Origin of the sequence: Streptomyces deccanensis, assembly GCF_022385335.1 — a bacterium.
Taxonomy (GTDB): Bacteria; Actinomycetota; Actinomycetes; order Streptomycetales; family Streptomycetaceae; genus Streptomyces; species Streptomyces deccanensis.
On the sequence record NZ_CP092431.1, the window covers coordinates 1,546,676 to 1,565,230 of the forward strand.

The 18,555-nt window shown below is 72.9% G+C and carries 12 protein-coding genes; 8 read left to right on the plus strand and 4 right to left on the minus strand.

Annotated features, from left to right (window positions below; translation table 11 throughout):
* The first annotated feature begins 329 nt into the window (after positions 1-329).
* Positions 330-938, plus strand: coding sequence for a TetR/AcrR family transcriptional regulator (locus L3078_RS06880; protein ID WP_239752047.1), 609 nt, complete (start codon positions 330-332; stop codon positions 936-938).
* A 208-nt stretch (positions 939-1,146) separates the two neighbouring features.
* Here the strand turns inward: L3078_RS06880 and L3078_RS06885 are convergent, their stop codons facing one another.
* On the minus strand, positions 1,147-1,884 hold the full coding sequence (locus L3078_RS06885) for an expansin EXLX1 family cellulose-binding protein (RefSeq protein WP_239752049.1): 738 nt from the start codon (positions 1,882-1,884) through the stop codon (positions 1,147-1,149).
* A 376-nt stretch (positions 1,885-2,260) separates the two neighbouring features.
* Between L3078_RS06885 and L3078_RS06890 the strand changes: the two genes are divergently transcribed.
* From L3078_RS06890 to L3078_RS06915, 6 genes are all read left to right on the plus strand, one after another.
* Positions 2,261-3,763 (plus strand): acyl-CoA carboxylase subunit beta, encoded by a 1,503-nt coding sequence (locus L3078_RS06890; RefSeq protein WP_239760238.1) that lies wholly within the window; start codon positions 2,261-2,263, stop codon positions 3,761-3,763.
* Positions 3,764-3,992: 229 nt separating this feature from the next.
* Entirely contained in the window at positions 3,993-5,744 is a 1,752-nt protein-coding gene (locus tag L3078_RS06895; RefSeq protein WP_239752051.1) for a fatty acyl-AMP ligase, read from the plus strand.
* Positions 5,741-10,270 (plus strand): type I polyketide synthase, encoded by a 4,530-nt coding sequence (locus tag L3078_RS06900; RefSeq protein WP_239752053.1) that lies wholly within the window; start codon positions 5,741-5,743, stop codon positions 10,268-10,270. Before L3078_RS06895 ends, L3078_RS06900 begins: the two co-directional genes overlap by 4 nt.
* Before the next feature lie 21 nt (positions 10,271-10,291).
* Positions 10,292-11,326, plus strand: coding sequence for an alpha/beta hydrolase (locus L3078_RS06905; RefSeq protein WP_239752055.1), 1,035 nt, complete (start codon positions 10,292-10,294; stop codon positions 11,324-11,326).
* A gap of 122 nt (positions 11,327-11,448) precedes the next feature.
* A complete protein-coding gene (locus L3078_RS06910) occupies positions 11,449-12,663 on the plus strand; it encodes a PucR family transcriptional regulator (RefSeq protein WP_239752056.1) in 1,215 nt (404 codons plus the stop codon).
* 100 nt (positions 12,664-12,763) lie between these two features.
* Positions 12,764-13,402 carry a cutinase family protein gene (locus L3078_RS06915; RefSeq protein ID WP_239752058.1) on the plus strand — a complete coding sequence of 213 codons (639 nt, stop codon included), beginning with the start codon at positions 12,764-12,766 and terminating at the stop codon, positions 13,400-13,402.
* Positions 13,403-13,499: 97 nt separating this feature from the next.
* Here the strand turns inward: L3078_RS06915 and L3078_RS06920 are convergent, their stop codons facing one another.
* Positions 13,500-15,230: a hypothetical protein gene (locus tag L3078_RS06920; protein ID WP_239752060.1), complete on the minus strand. Its 1,731-nt coding sequence runs from the start codon at positions 15,228-15,230 to the stop codon at positions 13,500-13,502.
* Between the two features lie 110 nt (positions 15,231-15,340).
* Positions 15,341-15,943, minus strand: coding sequence for a hypothetical protein (locus tag L3078_RS06925; protein WP_239752062.1), 603 nt, complete (start codon positions 15,941-15,943; stop codon positions 15,341-15,343).
* Between the two features lie 291 nt (positions 15,944-16,234).
* On the opposite strand from L3078_RS06925, the gene L3078_RS06930 reads away from it, so the two are divergent.
* Positions 16,235-17,392: an RNA-guided endonuclease InsQ/TnpB family protein gene (locus tag L3078_RS06930; protein WP_239760239.1), complete on the plus strand. Its 1,158-nt coding sequence runs from the start codon at positions 16,235-16,237 to the stop codon at positions 17,390-17,392.
* 76 nt (positions 17,393-17,468) lie between these two features.
* On the opposite strand, the gene L3078_RS06935 is transcribed toward L3078_RS06930, so the two are convergent.
* A complete protein-coding gene (locus L3078_RS06935; RefSeq protein WP_239752064.1) occupies positions 17,469-18,494 on the minus strand; it encodes a pectate lyase family protein in 1,026 nt (341 codons plus the stop codon).
* Positions 18,495-18,555: the final 61 nt, after the last annotated feature.

An 18,555-nucleotide genomic window follows, 5' to 3' on the forward strand; every position in this document is an offset into this window, starting at 1 on the left:
CACCGTGGGCCTGCGAAAGCTCCGTGCGCGCGGAGTGGCCGGGATCGCATCACGGCGCGCCACCCGGGGCCCTTGAGGACAGCGAGCTGTGCGTACGGCCGCTGCGTTCGGCCCCGGTCCGGTCGACCCTGCCCGCCAAGGGCGGCGAGGCGGAACTGTCTGAGGCGGTGGCGGTCGCGTCCCAGGCGGACCACGCCGTCGCGGCCGTCGGCGACGCCCCTGGGGTTGCGCACGGGTGCCCATTCAGAGCTATTGAATTACGTTCACAATACAATACCTTGGAGGAGCCGACGGCCGGCGAGAGGCCCTCCCGGCGCGCAGAGGAGTGTGTGGTGCGATACAGGAAAGAGCACAAGCAGGCCACCCGGCAGAGGATCATCGAGACGGCGGGCCGCCGCTTCAAGGAGTCCGGCATCGACGGCTCGGGCATCACGGCGCTCATGAAGGACGCCGGACTGACCAACGGCGCCTTCTACACCCACTTCGCATCCAAGGACGACCTCGTGGCCACCACGATCGCCGACCAGTTGCAGACCCAGAACGCGATCATCGTCGCGCACGCGGAACCGGGCCGCGCCGGCCTCGAACAGATCGTGCGCTGGTATCTGTCCCCCTGGCACCGTGACAGCCGTGACGTCGGCTGCCCCTCCGCCGCCCTGCTCGACGAGATAGGGCGCTGCACCCACCCGACCAAGCAGGCTTACACCGACGGCGTACTGATGGTCGCCGACGGCATCGCCACCCGCCTGGCGCCGGGCGACCCGCTCTCGGTCCGCCCCATGGCACTGAGCTCGTACGCCATGATGGCCGGCACACTCCAGCTCTCACGGGCCCTCGCCGACCCCCAGCTCGCCGATCAAGTCCTCGAACAGGGCATCCACAACGCCCTCGCCCTCCTGGGCATCGAGCACGAAGGGGACACCGGGGCGGCGCACTGACCAGCACGCAAGCGGGCACCGCGGAGCGGGCACCGCGGAGCGGGCACCGCGGAGCGGGCACCGCGGAGCGGGCACCGCGGAGCGGGCACCGCGGAGCGGGCACCGCGGAGCGGGCACCGCGGAGCGGGCACCGCGCCCTCGGCACCGCGCCGACACCTCACCTGCGGAGCGACACCCGTGCGTTCGTCGATCAGACCCTTCCCACGGGTCAGCGCTTGGTGAACTGGGCGCGGCCCGGCTGGTCGATGTTCGGGGTGAGGGTGATGCCGGTGTCGGTGAGGGTCTGGCCGTGGATGTCCGTGACACGGATGTCGGAGCCGCAGCCGGCGCCGTCCCCCGAGACGAAGTAGTTGTACTCCTGGCGCGGGAGTTGCCGCCAGGTGGTGCCGGTGCGGACCTCCAGGGCAGCGACGGGGTTGCGGTGGTTGCGGACCTGGATGCCGCACCACCACTGGGTGGAACCCTCCTTGTAGCGGTAGGAGACGGGCCCGGCCAGGTCAGGGCTCACCAGCGTCCAGCTGATCGGCACCCGGCCGGCCACGGGGTCGGCGATGCGGGCGAAGGCCTGCTGTCCGAGGTCGACGTCGCCGGGGCGGCACTCCGGACAGCGGTCGACGATCCTCACCGTCAGCTCGCCGCGCGGGCCCTTGACCCGGATGAACGCGCCGCACATGCGGGCGTTGTCGTAGTCGGTGTGGTTGAGGGCCGCGATGGCGATGTCGCCGGTGGCGTCGTAGAGGCAGTTCCCTACGCCGGTCGCGCCGTAGAAGGTGCCTTCGCCGGAGTAGGTGACGCCGGGCCGGACACTGGCGTACGCCGGTGCGGGGGCCACCGTCAGGAGGGCGGTGGCGGTGGCGGTCGCGGCGGCGAGGAGGGTGAGCCGAGGGCGCATGTCGATGCCTTTCGAGGACGGTGGGGCGTGCTCGGGGGCCCGAGATCCTGGCATCGTTGAACCCTCAAGTGAAGCGTGATTACGGCCATCCGTCCGGAACACCCGAGTCGCACCCGGGCCCTTGTCACCCACGGACGAACCCCGGCCCCGCGGGACTCATCTCCCGCACACAGAACGGGGATCGGCCGGGTCGGGCCCTCCTCCGCTGCCATATTCGAAAGCCACTTCGGAGGTGGCTGTGACACTAGAGGTGACGACATCCCGGGCGGGGCAGGTGGCGGAACGTACGCCCGGCCGAGTGCCCGAGCCGGTTCCGGCACGGGAACCCGAGCCGGTCCGCGCACACACCGTCGACCAGGCACCCAACCGGCCCGTCGACCAGGCACCCGACCGGCCCGTCGACCCGGCACCCGACCGGACCGCCGATCGCATCGCCGAGTTGGAGGGGCGTCGGACGCGGGCCCTCGCGCCGGGCGGGACCAGGAGACGCGGGGAGTACGGGGCCCGCGAACGGATCGATCTGCTGCTGGACGCGGGCTCGTTCACGGAGACGGGCCTGTTCGTGCGGGCACGGCCGACCGGGGACGACGCACGGCGCCCGTACGGCGACGGGGTGGTCACCGGGCACGGCACGATCGACGGACGTCAGGTCTGTGTCTTCGCCCAGGACGCCACCGTGTACGGCGGCAGCATGGGCGAGGCCTTCGGGGAGAAGACCCTCGCGCTGATGGACCTCGCCCTGAAGACCGGATGCCCGGTCATCGGGCTGAACGACGGCGGCGGCGCCCGCATCCAGGAGGGCGTCACCTCCCTCGCCCTCTACGCCGAACTGGTGCGCCGCAACGTCCAGGCGTCCGGGGTGATCCCGCAGATCTCGGTCGTGCTGGGCCCCTGTGCGGGCGGGGCCGCGTACTCGCCGGCCATCACCGACTTCACCGTGATGGTGGAGGGCGCCTCGCACATGTTCGTCACCGGCCCCGACGTCATCGAGACGGTCACCGGCGAACGCACCAGCGCCGAGGAGTTGGGCGGCGCCCGCACCAGCAACACCGTCAACGGCAACGCCCACTTCCTCGCCGCCGACGAGGTCGACGCCCTCGACACCGTGCGCGACCTGCTGTCGTACCTGCCCGCCAACAACCTGGAGCGGCCCCCGCAGTACGCGCCGGGAGCCGCACCCGCCGGGCCGTGCCTCGACACGATGGTGCCGGACCGGCTCGGTCAGGCCTACGACATGCGGGACGTGCTGCGCGCGGTCGTCGACGACGGTGAACTCCTGGAGATCCAGGAGCTGTTCGCGCCGAACATCATCTGCGCGCTGGCTCTCGTCGAGGGAACCACGGTCGGGGTCGTCGCCAACCAGCCGCTGCGCTCGGCGGGGGTCCTCGACATCGACGCCTCCGAGAAGGCCGCGCGGTTCGTGCGGTTCTGCGACGCGTTCGGCATCCCCCTGCTGACCTTCGCCGACGTCCCCGGTTATCTGTCCGGCGTCCGTCAGGAGCAGGCCGGCATCATCCGGCGCGGCGCCAAACTGCTGTACGCGTACGCCGAGGCGACCGTCCCCAAGGTGACGGTGGTGGTGCGCAAGGCGTACGGCGGCGGGTACGCGGTGATGGGGTCCAAGCACCTGGGCGCAGACATCAACCTCGCGTGGCCCACCGCCCGGATCGCCGTCATGGGCGCCGAGGGCGCGGTGGGCGTGCTGCACCGCCGCGAACTCGCCGCCGCCGCCGACCCCGAGGCGCTGCGGGCCCGCCTGGTCACCGCGTACGAGAGCACGTACGGGACCCCGTACCTCGCCGCCGAGCGCGGCTACGTCGACGCCGTCATCGCCCCGCGCGACACCCGTGCCCACATCTGCCGCGCCCTGCGCGCCCTGCGCGGCAAGCGGGCCCCGATGCCGGAACGGCGCCACGGCAACATCCCGCTCTGAGCACGCCCACGTGCGAGCGCGCACTCGCGTGAGCCGCGCCCACGCGAGTGCGGCCCACGGGGCGCGCGCCGGGCACGCCGGGCACGCCGAGTCCGCCGGATCCCGCCACCCCGTCCCCCTTCACCACTGTCCGCCGTCCCCACGACCCCCACCCGCCCTCCCCCGTAACCGCCGTCCCCCATCACCGCTGTGACCGCAAGCCGTCCCGCGACGTGAGGAGCCATGCCCGATGGACAGCCGCCGCCCCCCGCTCGCGCCCGCCTTCCGCAGTCTGCCGGAGTATGTGCGGCACTGGGCCGAGACCACCCCCGACCGCCGGGCGTTCACCTTCGTCGACCATCCCGCGCCGCAGTCGCGCGGCGTCCACCGCACCCTGACCTGGCGCCGGCTCGATCTGCGGATGCGGGCCGTGGCCGCCCGGCTCGCCGCGGAGGCCGAGCCCGGGGAACGGGTCGCCGTACTGTGCCCGCAGGGGACGGAGTACGTCACCGCCTTCCTCGGGGCGCTCGCCGCCGGACTGGTCGCCGTACCGCTGTATCCGCCCGGTCTGCCCGGGCAGGGCGACCGGCTGTCGGCGGTGCTGGCCGACGCGTCCCCGGCGGTCGTCGTCACGACGGCCCAAGTCCTGGACGCCGTAAGGGAGTTGTGCGAGGGCCGGGCGGTTCGGGTCGTCGCCGTGGACCGGATCCCGGACTCGGCCGCCGATGACGGAGAGCCGTCCTCCACGCCCGACGCCACCGCCGTCGCCTATCTCCAATACACCTCCGGTTCGACCCGCACCCCGGCCGGGGTCGAGATCACCCATGCCAATGTCGTCGCCAACGCCCGCCAGGCGCTGTCCGCCTATGGTGCCGACGCGCACCCGGCGACCTGTGTGGGCTGGCTGCCGCTCTACCACGACATGGGGCTGGTACTCAGTGTCGCGGCGCCGGTGGTGCGGGGGCTGCTGTCGGTGCTCATGGACCCGGTGGCGTTCCTGCACGAGCCCGTGCGCTGGCTGCGGCTGCTGGCCGCCCATCCGCGCGCGTTGAGCGCGGCGCCCAACTTCGCCTACGACTACTGCGCTTCGGCGGTCACCGAGGCACAGAAGGCAGGGCTGCGCCTGGACGGGGTCATGGCGCTGATCAACGGCAGCGAGCCGGTCCGTCCCGGCACGGCCGACCGTTTCCACGCCGCGTTCGCCGCCCAGGGCCTCGCCCCGCGGACGCACTGTCCGTCGTACGGCCTGGCCGAGGCGACCGTCTTCGTCAGCGCGGCCCGGCCCGGCGAGGCGCTGCGCGGATTCGCGCTCGACCGGGACGCCCTGGCCGCCGGCAAGGCCCTGCCCGCGCGCCCCGAGGACCCGAGGGCGGTGCTGCTGGCCGGCTGCGGCGCGCCGGCGGGCCAGCGGGTGCGGATCGCCGACCCGGTGTCCCGGGTCGCGCTGGCCGAGGGCGAGGTCGGCGAGATCTGGGTACAGGGCCCCAACGTCGGCCGGGGCTACCGGAACCAGGACCGGCAGACCCGGCGGGTCTTCGGTGCCCGGCTCGCCGATACCGCGTCCGGTCCGGGCGGATGGCTGCGGACCGGCGACCTGGGGACCGTCCTGGACGGGCAGTTGATCGTCACCGGGCGGCTGAAGGACCTCATCGTCGTCGACGGGCGCAACCACTACCCGCAGGACGTGGAGGCCACGGCCCAGGAGGCGCATCAGGCCGTACGGCGCGACCGGCTCGCCGCGTTCGGCGTGCCGGGCGGCACCGGGGAACGGGTGGTCGTCGTCGCGGAGCACGCGCGGGCCGTGCCGCTCGCCGACATCGACGTGCCCGACCTCGTACGCACCGTCCGCGCCGCCGTCTCCGCCCGGCACGGGCTGCGGCTCGCCGACGTCGTCCTCGTACCGCCGGGGACGGTGCCCCGGACGTCCAGCGGAAAGGTCGCACGGGCGTCGACCCGTGAGCGCTATCTGGCGGGTGCCTACGCGGTGGGGGTCGGGGGATGAGCGTCGTGGGTGAGGGCGGGAGCGAGGGCGAGGCTCAGGGCCATGGCCGGGGCCAGGACGAGGGCCGGGGCAGCAGCAAGGCCGGCAGCCCGGACGCACACAGAAGCGGGAGCGGAAGGGGGAGCGGAAGCGGGCTCGCGAGCCGGAGCGGGGAGGCCGGCGCGGGCGGTCCGCGACCGGTCTTCGCCGGCGGCCGGGATGGCCTGGTGCGGCGGCTGATCGCGGCGCAGGTAGCCGCCTGGCACGGCGGGGCCGCCGAGGACGTGCCGATGGACCGGCCGCTCGCGGATCTCGGGATGTCCTCGCGGGACGCGGTCGTACTGGCCGGCGAACTGTCCCGGGCGACGGGCCGCGAACTGCCGGCGACACTGCTGTGGGAGGCTCCCACCGGGGACGCGCTGGTGGCCCGGCTGTGCGACGGGACGGCGGACCTCGCACCGATGACGGACGGGATCCGGGCTGCGGGCCTCGCCCCGGTGACGGACAGGATCCCGACGGCAGGCCACGCTCCGACGCTGAGCCCCACCCCGGCGCTGAGCCCCACCCCGGCGCTGAGCCTCGCTCCGAGCGCGGGCCTCGCTCCCGTGGCGGCCCCGTCACGGGAGGCCCCCGCGCCCGGTGAGCCCGTCGCGGTCGTCGGGGTCGGGTGTCGGCTGCCGGGTGGGGTGCACGGCCCGGCGGCGTACTGGCGGGCGCTCCTCGACGGTGTCGACGCGATCCGGCGCGTCCCGGAGGACCGGTGGCGGGACTTCACGCCGTACCCGCCCGCCGACGCGCTCCCGCACGGCGGCTACCTGGACGACATCGCCGGGTTCGACGCCGACTTCTTCCGTATCACCCCGCGCGAGGCCGCGGTGATGGACCCGCAGCAGCGGATCCTCCTGGAGGTCGTGCGGGAGACCCTCGACCACGCCGCCGTCCCGGCCGAATCCCTCGCGGGCAGCGCCACCGGCGTCTTCGTCGGTGTCTCCGCGCCCGAGTACGGGCAGCTCACCGGCGCCGACCCGGCCGCCGTCGACCCCTGGGCGCCGGCCGGCGGAGCGCTCAGCGTGGCGGCGGGCCGGCTGGCGTACGTCCTGGACACCCGGGGGCCGAGCCTGGCCGTCGACACCGCGTGTTCGTCGTCGCTGGTGGCCGTGCACCAGGCGTGCGTCAGTCTGCGCACGGGCGAGAGCGATCTCGCGATCGCCGCCGGGGTGAACCTGCTGCTCTCCCCGACCGTCACCGTCGCGTTCCTGCGGGCGGGTGCCCTCGCGCCGGACGGCCGGTGCAAACCGTTCTCCGAGGCGGCCGACGGCATCGGCCGGGGCGAAGGCTGCGCGGCGGTCCTGCTGAAACGCCTGTCCGACGCCGAACGGGACGGCGACCGGATCCTCGCCGTCGTCCGGGCCACCGCCGTCAACTCCGACGGACGCTCCAACGGCCTGCTGGCCCCCAACCCGGCCGCCCAGCAAGCCCTGTTGCGCACCGCGTACGCGCGTGCCGGGCTCTCCCCCTCGCACATCGACCACGTCGAGGCGCACGGCACCGGCACCCCGCTCGGTGACCCCATCGAGGCGGGCGCGCTCGGCGCCGTCCTCGGTGCGGGCCGCGACCCCGACCAGCCCCTGCTCCTGGGCTCGGTGAAGGGAAACCTGGGCCATCTGGAGTCCGCCGCGGGCATCGCCGGGCTGGTGAAGACGGTGCTCGCGCTCCACCACGACCTGATCCCGCCCTCGCTGCACTGCGCCGAGGGCAGCGCTCTGGACGCCGACGCACGGCTGCGGGTCGTGACCGAGGCCGAGCCGTGGCCCCGGTACGGGGGTACGGCCACCGCCGGGGTCTCCGGGTTCGGGTTCGGCGGCACCAACGCCCACGCCGTACTGGAGGAATGGCGGCCGGGCGCCCTGCTGCCGCCCCCGGCCGAGGAACCCCGGGCCCGTCTCCATCTCCTCTCCGACCTCGACGCCGACCGGGTCCGCGACACCGCCGGCCTGCTCGCCGACTGGCTGGACACGCCCGAGGGCGGCGCCGCGCACCCCGCCGACGTGGCGCGCACGCTCGCCGGGCGAACGGGCTGGGGGCCGGTGCGGGCGGCGGTGGTCGCCGCGGACCGCGCCGAACTGGCGGACGGACTGCGGGCGTTGGCGGACGGGCGGCCCCACACGCGGGTACTGGTGGGCGACCGGGATGTCGTGGGGCGCGGGCCGGTGTGGGTGTTCTCCGGGTACGGCAGCCAGTGGGCCGGCATGGGCCGCCGGCTCCTCGTCGAGGAGCCCGCCTTCGCCGCGGCCGTGGAGAAACTGGACGGACAACTGGCCCCCGCATGCGGGCTCTCCCTCTACGAGCACCTGGCCTCCGGCGGCGACCTCGACCGTCTTGAGGTCGCCCAACCCGTCCTCCTGGGCATGCAGTTGGCGCTCGCGGAGCTGTGGCGCGCCTACGGTGTCGAGCCGGTCGCCGTCATCGGTCACTCCCTGGGCGAGGTGGCCGCGGCGGTGTGCGCGGGCGCGCTGGAGGTGTCGGAGGCGGCCCGGGTGGTGGCCGTACGGGCCAGGCTGCTCAGCGGGCTGCGGGGCGGGGCGATGGCGGTGGTGGACCTCGATGACGCCGAACTCCCGCTGCTGGAGCGGGACTTCCCAGGTGTCCAGGTCGCCGTGCACTCCTCCCCCGGCCAGAAGGTGGTCACCGGGGAGGGCGAGTCGGTGGCCCGGCTGGTGGAGCGGCTGGAGAAGGAGGGGCGGGCCGCGCGGGCGATGCGGGTGGTCGGGGCGGGTCATTCGGCCCAGGTGGACCCGCTGCTGCCGGAGCTGACGGCGGAACTGGCCGACATTCGGGGTGAGTGCCCCCGGCTCCCGGTCTACTCGACCGTGCTGGACGATCCGCGTGGCGACTGCGTGTTCGACGCGGCGCACTGGGCGGCCAACCTGCGGCGGCCCGTGCGTCTCGACCGGGCGGTGGCCGCGGCCGCCGCCGACGGCCACACCGCGTTCGTCGAACTCTCGCCCCACCCGGTCCTGGTCCGGGCGATCACGGACAACGCGCCGGGCGCCCTCACCCTCGGCACGCTCCACCGGGACGCCGACACCTCGGCCGACTTCCTGAGCCGTCTGGGCACCCTGCACACCGCCGGGTCCCGGCTCCCGCTGCCTGCGGGCCGCGTCATCGACCTGCCCGCGCCGCGCTGGCGCCACGCGCGGCACTGGTGGACGGACGGCCGGGCGGGTCGGGCAGTCGCGGAGGGCGAGGGAGGCCGCGACGACGGCGGGGTCCGGGTGACGGTGGAGAGCCATGGGGTGCCCGGTCGCCACGTCCAGAACGCGGCCCCCGGCCCGGCCGACGACCTCGGCGTCGCCAGAGCAGGGGATCCCGACCGACCCACTTCTGTCACCGCCCGCCTCTGTCACCACATCGCGGCGGTCACCGGGCACCCTGCCACCCGGATCACCCCCGCCACCGCCCTGTCCGACCTGGGCCTGGACTCCCTGATGGCCGTCCGCATCCGCACCGCCCTCGAACGCGAGCTGGCCATCGACCTCCCCCTCCGCGACCTCCTGAACGCGGGCACGATCGAGGCCACGGCGTCCCGCATCGAGCAGGCACTGTCGAGGGATGAGACCCCGGAAGGGGAGGTCCGGCAGCCGGTTCCGCCACCCACCGTCGCCGGCCCCCACACGCCGCCTCGGTCCGTCCGCCCGCTCCGCCCGCCCCTCCCGCCCCGGCGCACCACCACCCACCCCCTCCTCCGCCCCCTCCAGCCCTCCGGCTCCCGCCCCCCGCTCTTCCTCGTCCACGCCGCCGGAGGGACCACCGACGTCTACCGGGGTCTCGTCGAACGGCTGGGCGGGGAGCGGCCGGTGTACGGGATGGAGCGGGTCGACGAGGCGCGTACGGTCGTCGAGAAGGCCCGGCGGTACGCCGAGGCCGTGGCGGCCGTGCATCCCGACGGCCCCTGCCTGCTGGGTGGTTGGTCGTTCGGCGGCTTCGTCGCGCAGGAGGCGGCCCGGCAGCTCACTGCCGCCGGCCGGGACGTGCGGCGGGTGGTGCTCATCGATTCCGTACGGCCGCTCCCCCGCCCCGAGGAGACACCGGCCGAGCGGATCCGCGCCCATTTCACCGGCTTCGCCCGCCACGTCGCCGACACCTACGGGGTCGAACTGGAGCTGCCGTACGACGAGTTGGCCGCGACGCGGGACGACAGCGAGCGGGTCGACACGGTGCTGCGGGTCCTGCGCGAGGCCGTCGACGTGCCGCGCGCGGCCCTCGACCACCAGCGGTCCTCCTATGTGGACCTGCGGATAGGCGAGGCCCACCGACCGGGCCGCCACGACGGGCCGGTGGTGCTGTACCGGGCGACCGAGCCCGCCCCGCACACCGTGCGCGACCCCGCGTACGAGCGCGACGACGAGGCGCTCGGCTGGGACGAGGTGTGCCCGCGGCTGACCGTCGTCCGGGTCACGGGTCACCATCTGTCGCTGCTCGACCCCCCGCACGTCGACGAGATCGCCGCCCATCTGCGGTGGGAGCTCGCCGACGACCACCGCTGAACCGAGCCGAGGAGAGCCGCCATGCCCGAGCCCATCGCCCCCACCGACCCCACCGACCGCGCCGCCGCGCCGTCCCGCCGCGCCGTCACCAGAGCGGCCGCCGTGACCGGACTGGCCGCCCTCCTCGGTGCCGCGACCACCCGCACCGCCGGGGCGACCGTGCCCCGGCCCCCCGCCCGGCGCACCGGCCGGACCGCCGCCACGACCACAACCCCCGCCCCCGTCACCCGCCTCGGCCCCCGGACCCTCGACGTCTCCCTCCCCTCGGCGGCCCTGGGCCGCAGCGCCCCGGTGCGGCTGATCCTCCCCTCCTCCTTCGACGCGCAGCCGACCCGGACGTATCCCGTGCTGTACCTCCTCCACGGCGCGCACGACGACCACACGTCCTGGACCCGGGAGACGGACATCGAGGCGTTCACGGCGGGCCGGGAGCTGATCGTGGCGATGCCGGACGCGGGACCGACCGGCATTCCCACCGCCTGGCGCAGCGGCCCGGACTACGAGACGTTCCAGGTCGAGGAGGTCCCGGCGCTGCTCGCCCGGCAGTACCGGGCGTCCGGGGTCCGGGTGGTGGCCGGTGTCTCGACGGGCGGCTACGGGGCCATGGCGCACGCGGCCCGGCACCCCGGGGCCTTCGCCGCGGCGGCCTCGTACAGCGGCATCCTCGACACGACGGCACCCGGCGTGCCGCCCCTGATGGACGCCATCGTCGCCCGCGAGAACCTCGCGCCCCTGTCACTGTGGGGCAACCCCGTCCTGAACGTGCTCACCTGGCGGGACTTCAACCCGCGTTCCCGGGCGGCAGGGCTGCGCGGCACTCCCCTGTACGTGTCGAGCGGCAGCGGAGTGGTCGGCGGTATCGGCGACTGGCTGCCCGAGGCGCTGGAGAGCCTGCTCTGGCCGTCCGCCCACGCGTTCGCGGACACCCTGGCGCTGCTGCGCATCCCGGTGACAACCCATTTCTACGCGGGAGGGGGACACGGCTGGGCGTACTGGAAGCGGGAGTTCACGGCGTCGTGGCCGATGCTCGCCGGTGCGCTGGGGGTGCCGGCGTGAGGCCGGTGCCGTCGGGGCACGGAACGGAGCGCAGGGGACGTCCGTCGAACCCAGGACTTGTCCCTCGCCCCACGGGCGTCAGCCCGCGGGTGAGTCGCTTCCGGGTGAAAGGAGGGTCCGCCGTGGCTGCCCCCGTCCCGCCGTACGGCGTACCGAACGGTCCCGGTGCCGCCCCGGTGCCGCCCGAACTGGTCACACTGCTGCGCGAACAGTTGAAGGACGTCGCCGACCAGGTGGAGGCGGAGGTGTGCAGACAGGTCCCGGAGTACGCCTCCCGGGCGCTCGACGGAGCGAGCCGCGCACTGCTCAGATCGGGGGTCGTGCAGGCGCTCACCCTGTTCGTCGACCACATCGCCGATCCGCGCGGCCGGGGAGACTCGATCGCCGCGATCTATCACGAGCTGGGGCGGGGCGAGGCGCTGGAGGGCCACAGCCTCGAAACACTGCAGTCCGCGCTGCGGGTCGGCGGGCTGCACGCCTGGCGGCTGCTGGGCCGCACGACGGAGGAACTCGGGTTGGACTCCTCGGTCATGGCGAGGCTGGGTGAACTGGCGTTCCGGACGGTGCACGAGGTGGCCGAGGCCGCGGCGGCGGGGTACGCGGAGGGGCAGCTGCGCGGCACGGACGAGCTGGAACGGCGCCGAGGGCGGCTGCTCGCCCTGTTGCTGGGCGAGAGGCCGGTGTCGCCGGAGGCGGTGCGCGACCTGGCGCACGGCGCCCGGTGGTCCGTGCCGACGCACGTCGCGGTCGTCGTCCTCGCGGCCTCGCCCGACCGGCGGGAGGAGCGGCCGTTGGCCGCCGCCGGGGCGCTGGTGGACATGGAGTCCCGGCCACCACGGATGCTCGTGCCCGACCCGGACGGCTCGGGCGGCTTCGGCGGCAGGGCGTTCACGCTCGCGCTGCGGGGGCTGCCGGCCGCGATCGGGCCGTCGGTTCCGCTCACGGAGGCCGCCCGGTCGCTGCACTGGGCGGTCCGGGCGCTCGGGCTGATGGGGCGCGGCATTCTGCCCCGGCAGGGTGTGGTGCGCTGCGCCGACCATCTGTCGACGCTGCTGCTGCACAGCGACGAAGCGCTGCTCGCGCGGCTCCAGGCACGCGCGCTGGCCCCGCTGGAGGCGGTGGCGGAAGGGCCGCGGGGCCGGCTGGCCGAGACGCTCCTCGCGTGGCTGCTCAGCGGCAGCAACGTGCCCGATGTCGCCGCTCGTCTCCATGTCCATCCGCAGACGGTCCGCTACCGCCTGCGTCAGTTGGAGAAACTCTTCGGAGACGCCCTGCACGATCCCGGCACCCGTCTGGACCTGATTCTCGCGCTCACCTCCGCGCAAAAAGAAAACTGATTCCTGAATTTCCATCCATAACACTCGGCACGACCCAGCGAATAGCTTCGGGACGTCCTTTCCGCAGGCGCTCCTCGCGCCCCACCCTCAAAGGATCCCCATGCGTATTCGCTTGTGTCTCGCCGCGCTCTCGCTGGTCGGCGGGGCCGGACTGGCCACCGTCTCGGCGCCCGCCGCCACGGCCGCGGCCTGCACGGACATCGACGTCGTCGCCGCTCGCGGCACCTTCGAGCCGGGCACGCTCGGCTTCATCGTCGGTGACCCCGTGTATTCCGCGCTGCAGAAGAAAATCACCGGCAAATCACTGTCCAGCTACAAGGTGAACTACCCCGCGGACCTTTCTCTCACGTCGGCCGCGCAGGGCAACACGGATCTGGTGAACCACGTCAGGAGTCAGGCGGCGTCCTGCCCGAACCAGCGTTTCATCCTGGTCGGCTATTCGCAGGGCGCGAACGTCGTCGACAACTCCATCGGCATCAGCAGCGCGGGCGCGGTGGTCGGCAGTCCCATCGTGGCGACCATCCCCGCCGCGCTCGAACCGAGGGTCTCCGCGGTGCTGCTGTTCGGCAACCCGATCCGGGCCATCGGCAAGAGCGTCACCGGCACCTACCAGAGCCGCACCATCGACTTCTGCGCGACCGGCGACCCCGTGTGCGAGAACGGCGGCGACGTGGGAGCCCACCTCGGCTACACCGCGAACGCCGACGCGGCGGCGACCTTCGCCGCGACGAAGGTCTGAGGCGCCGCCCCCGGCGGTCGGACGCAGGTGAAGGGCCCGGGAGGAGAGATCCTCCCGGGCCCTTCTTTCCATGGGGTGAACCGCTGGGCGGTGAGCGCTAGTTGGGGTTCCGCGCGAACTCGGTCAGGCTCGTCGAGACGGGCTCGGGGCGGCCGTTGTTCTGGGTGGGTGCGGCGGTCAGTACGTCCAGGTGCTGGTAGCCGTCGGCGACCACCGGGTCCAGGTCGGCCGGGACTCGGCCCGCCAGGAGTCCGTCGCCCGCGAGCACGGTGAGCGTCGGGTTGGCGGTGAGGCCGTCCGGGTGGACGACGAGCCGCTTCACCTGGGGCGAGGTGGCGAGTTGGAGATCGGTGACGAGCTTGGTCGGGAAGTACTGCTCGGTGAAGTCCAGCGGTTGCTGGGCCATGCTGCGGGCCAGTTCCTGGATGTCGGTGACCTCCTTGGACGCGTCGGTGAACGGGGTGCCGTCGGCCGACCGGTACCCGGGGTCGTCGGGGTCGCCGACCCGGTCGTAGTTGCGCCAGGTGTAGAGGGGGCCGCCCGGCCGGTCGGGGATGGCCTTGTACTCGCTGCCGAACAGCGCCGGTTGCGCGGAACTCCCGTTGGCGACGGGGAAGTTCTTGTCGGCGATCGGCCCGCCGTCGAAGAAGCCCACGCTGCTCTGGAGGAACGCCAGCGGTACGGAGTGGTCGTCCATCAGCGCGCCGAGGACCGCCTCGTTGGTGAGCCGGAAGTCCTTCACCGCCGGTGAGCCGGAGAGGAAGGTGGCGGTGTCCTCGGAGAACAGGAAGCGGTTGGTGACCTCGATGTTGGTGTTCAGCGGCAGATAGTTCGGCAGGGTGGCCTCCCCGTCCGGGTCCTGCAGCGCGCCGAGGCCGGCAATTGCCAGCAGGGTCATCATCTCGGGGTTGAGGAGCACCGGCGCGGAGAGCGTGCGGGAGAGGAGCCCGCTGTCGAGCCCGGCCTGCACGGCACCGTAACCGAGGCCGATGTCGGGCAGGTTGGTGTCGTCCGGGATGCTGCCGCTGAGGTCGGCGAGGGAGGTGGAGACGGTGGTGTCGAGGGCGAACCAGCCGCCGCACTGGCGGTGTCCGGCGTCGGCCGTGGTGGTCCGGTCGCCGTCGAAGTCGGCGGTCGCGAAGTAGCCGGTGATCACCCCGCCCAGCGAGTGCCCCCCGCACAGCAGTTTCCCCTTGCGCACCCGCGGGTCGGGGAGTTCGGCGGTGAGCAGGTCGTACTGGTCGCGGACGGTCCGTTCGATCCCGAGCTTCGCCATCCAGCCCAGGTCGGCGTTGGCGACGTAGCCGTCGAAGGTGCGGCCGTCGACCCGCTTGTCGCGGTAGTAGTAGTCGACGGCCGTGTGCTGGTCGCCGGAGGCGACGCCGGTGCGGTCCTCCAGGCAGTTGGAGCGCCGGTCCAGCGCCCAGAACTCGATGTGCCGTCCTTGTCCGGCGGCGCGGGCGACGGTGTTGCGGGCGACGCTGTCGAAGGCTCCGGCGCCTTCCAGGATGCCCGGCTGGGCGACGAGGATCCGGTCGGCGTCGGCCGAGGCGGCGGGCCCGTCGGCGGATCGGTAGCGCAGGTACGACAGCCAGTCGCACGCCGCCGGTCGCGCCCCGAAGGACGCCGGCAGGGGCGCCCTCACCCGGACCAGCGTCTCGGTCACCCCGTCGACGGGGCTCGTCGACGCGACGGCCGTCTCGGTGCGTGCGCTCTCGCCCCGGGCGTCCGGGGCGGCACCGGTGACCGCTCCGACGGTCAGCAGCACCGCCAGCGCGGCACCGCGCAGCGCCCTCAGGTTCCTTCCCTTGCTGCGACTCGTGTTCATGCTGGGACGGTAGGACCGCGCGAGCGACCCCACCGCCCCATGCTCACAACAACGCAGCCACCGTCGGCCCCTTTGTCACCAGGCACCAACCGCCGCTGCCCGCAGCCGACTCACAGTCCGTCGCTCACCATCGCGGACACGATCCGGACGTGCCGGTCGGCCGCCGTGCCGGAGAACTCGTTGTCGTAGTTCAGCCCGTACGGCCAGAAGTGGCCGCCGCCGGTGGAGATCTTCGCGCTCGCCCCGTCGTACTGCCGGACCAGCGCGGTGGCCCGCGAGCCGGTCCAGGTGCCGCTGCCGCCCAGCCGCGACCAGCCCGCGCTGGTGCCGACGCCTATGGTGTGCGCGATCTCGTGCAGCGCGGTCCGCTCGTTCATGTAGCTGCGGTTGGAGCCGAAGCGGATGGTTCCGTTGATGTTGCCGTCGGCGGTGGGGACGCCCGGCTCGTAGCGGACGGTGATGTTCTTGCCGAGGTCGCTGAGGTTGTTGTACCGGGCGACGGCCGCGTTCATGGCGGCCGTGATGGTGGCGTACGCCGACTGCTGGTCCTGGGTCGGGTTGCTCGCCCGTACGAGGGTCCAGGTGATGGTGGCGGCCGCCGCCCGCTCGCCGGGCACGGGCCCGGCCTGCGGGGCCGCCTGCGCGACACCGGGTCCGGCGAGCAGCACGGCCGCCAGGGCGGCCATGACCACCTTCCTGCGCGGTGAGTTCATGGGGCTCTCCTTCTTTCCGTGGGGGGTGGGGAGTTCAGCATGATCTTGCGAGGGACCCCAGGGCTTCAGTCCTGGGAGGAATCGCGTCCTGTGGCTGCGTCGCGGGGCGTCGCGGGGCGTCCTCTTCGGAGGCGGAGCGCCATACGGCTGCGGGCCCGAAGAAGCTGAAGGGCGATGAACCGGCAGTGCGATCGGACATCTGACGAGAATGGCTGTTCGAGTCGTCAGTGGATCGGGTGCTCGATGGCCGAACATCCCTCGGGTGGGCGCGAGGCGGGTAGCTTCGGGGGCATGAAGCTGGTGGTGCGGGTGAAGCTGATGCCGGAGGCCGAGCAGGCCGCCGCGCTTCTCGCGACGCTGCGCACGGTCAACGAGGCCGCGAACTGGGTGTCGGCGGTGGCGTTCGCGCAGGGTGTGCCGCGTGAGTACGAGCTGCGTAAGCACACCTACGCGCAGTTGAGGTCGCAGGGTCTGGGGGCGCAGGCTGCCCAGCACACCATCAAGAAGGTCCGTGACGCCTACACGACGCTCAAGGCCAACATCAAGGCCGGGAACCTGGGCAGACCGGGCTCGAAGCGGCGCGGGAAGGCCGAGTCCAAGCCTGTCGCCTTTCGGCCCGAGGCGGCCCAGCCGTATGACGACCGGTGCTTGTCCTGGCAGTTGGACGCGCAGACGGTGTCGATCTGGACCACAGCCGGACGTATCCGGCAGGTGCGGTTCGTCTGCTCCGCCGACGGTCTGAAGATGCTGCGCGAGCACCGGCAGGGCGAATCGGATCTGATCGAACGCGACGGCGTGTTCTACCTGATCGCTACCTGCGAGGTCCCCGAGGAAGACCAGTACGAGCCCGACGGGTTCATCGGCGTCGACCTCGGCATCGTCAACATCGCCACTACGTCCACCGGCTACCGGGCCGCCGGCCGCGGCCTGAACCGCCGCCGTACACGCGAACGTGACCTGCGCGCCAAGCTCCAGAAGAAGAACACCAAGTCCGCAAAGAGGCGGCTCAAGGCACGTGCCCGCAAAGAGCAGCGGCATGTGAAGAACACCAACCATGTGATCGCGAAGCGCATCGTGACCGAGGCTGAACGCACCTCGGTCGGCATCGCCCTGGAGGACCTGGGCGGCATCCGGCAGAGGGTACGGCTCCGCAAGCCCCAACGGGTCATGGTGCACTCCTGGGCCTTTGCTCAGCTCGGAGAGTTCATCGCGTACAAGGCACGCCGTGCGGGCGTGCCCGTGGTTCACGTCGATCCGGCCCACACCTCGCAGACGTGCTGCGAGTGCGGGCACGTCGACAGGAAGAACCGGGTCGACCAGGCCCTCTTCGTCTGCCGGAACTGCGGGGTCGTTGCCCACGCGGACCGGAACGCTTCCCACAACATCGCCCGACGTGGCGCCGAGGTGTGGAATGCGGGGCGTGAGTCACGCGTCCCTGCCACCCCATAACGGGGTGTCTGGACGGAGGAGTCCACCCCGGCACCCAGCTGGGCACTACCTCCAGGCCCGGCACTCCAGAGCCGGGTCAAGTTGACGCGCCGAGCTTTCCGGTGCCTGCCCCGGCCCGTACGAGGGCCGGGACGTCTGCGGCGGGGTCCAGCGTGTAGGCGTAGTACGTGCGGGGTTCGCCGACCGTGCCGTTGGTCTCGCACGCGCCGGAGCCGTTGAAGACGTTGTTGCGCTGGATCAGTCGGCCCGGCCCCGAGGCGTCGTAGCCACTCGCGGAGTAGCAGGGGTGGGGGACGCCCTCGAAGTGGTTGCCCTCGACGACGACGCCCGCGTTCATCGTCGAGGCGACGCCGTAGATGGCGTTGCCCTTGTAATAGTTGTTGTAGACGTGCACCGGCTCGCCGAACCGGACCCGGGGGTGCCGCTGCCGTGAGCCGTCGAAGAAGTTGTGGTGGACGGAGACCTTCAACTTCCCCGTGTCCTGGCTGCCGTTGCCGTCGGAGTGCCCGAGCAGCATGCTCTTGTCGGTCTTGTTGAACCAGTTCCAGGAGACGGTGACGTACTCGGCGGCGCGGACCACGTCGACCGCGCCGTCGAGCGGGGCGACGAACTCGTTGTGGTCGATCCAGATGTGGTGGGACTCCCGGCCCACGCTGATGGCGTCGTCCTCGGCGTTGGTGAACTTGATGTTCCGCACGATGACGTTGAAGGAGCGGTAGAACTCCAGGCCGCCGCCGTCGATGACGGCCGAGGAACCGACCCCGATGATGGTCTTGTTCGGGCGGACGCCCTGTTTGCTGGTGATGTCGATCGTGCCCTGGACCCGGATGACGAGCGGGCCCGTGGTGTCGATGTACTCCAGGAACTGCTCGGTGGTGGTGGCGGTGACGGTGGGTCCGCCGGCCCCGCCGGTGGTGCCGTTCTGTCCGAGCGCGTTGACGGCGGCGAAGCCGGTGGGGGACGTCTCCGCGAGCGGGGCCGACCGCGCGGCGGCGGCTCCGGCCTCGGGCACCGCCTCGACGGGCGCGGCCTCGACCGGCGCCGCCGCTGCGAGCAGCAAGGCGAGCGTGAGTGCGGAAAGCGTGCGTGACGACGACCTCATACGGTTCCTCCCGGGACGAGTGGGGGACGTTCCTGGGGATGTTCCTGGGGCCTGCGAATTC

Bases quoted from the DNA above. Each gene is read 5' to 3' on its own strand.
- L3078_RS06930 (WP_239760239.1), top strand. From the start codon at position 16,235: ATGAAGCTGGTGGTGCGGGTGAAGCTGATGCCGGAGGCCGAGCAGGCC.
- L3078_RS06925 (WP_239752062.1), bottom strand. From the start codon at position 15,943: ATGAACTCACCGCGCAGGAAGGTGGTCATGGCCGCCCTGGCGGCCGTG.
- L3078_RS06885 (WP_239752049.1), bottom strand. From the start codon at position 1,884: ATGCCAGGATCTCGGGCCCCCGAGCACGCCCCACCGTCCTCGAAAGGC.
- L3078_RS06900 (WP_239752053.1), top strand. From the start codon at position 5,741: ATGAGCGTCGTGGGTGAGGGCGGGAGCGAGGGCGAGGCTCAGGGCCAT.
- L3078_RS06905 (WP_239752055.1), top strand. From the start codon at position 10,292: ATGCCCGAGCCCATCGCCCCCACCGACCCCACCGACCGCGCCGCCGCG.
- L3078_RS06920 (WP_239752060.1), bottom strand. From the start codon at position 15,230: ATGAACACGAGTCGCAGCAAGGGAAGGAACCTGAGGGCGCTGCGCGGT.
- L3078_RS06935 (WP_239752064.1), bottom strand. From the start codon at position 18,494: ATGAGGTCGTCGTCACGCACGCTTTCCGCACTCACGCTCGCCTTGCTG.
- L3078_RS06915 (WP_239752058.1), top strand. From the start codon at position 12,764: ATGCGTATTCGCTTGTGTCTCGCCGCGCTCTCGCTGGTCGGCGGGGCC.
- L3078_RS06895 (WP_239752051.1), top strand. From the start codon at position 3,993: ATGGACAGCCGCCGCCCCCCGCTCGCGCCCGCCTTCCGCAGTCTGCCG.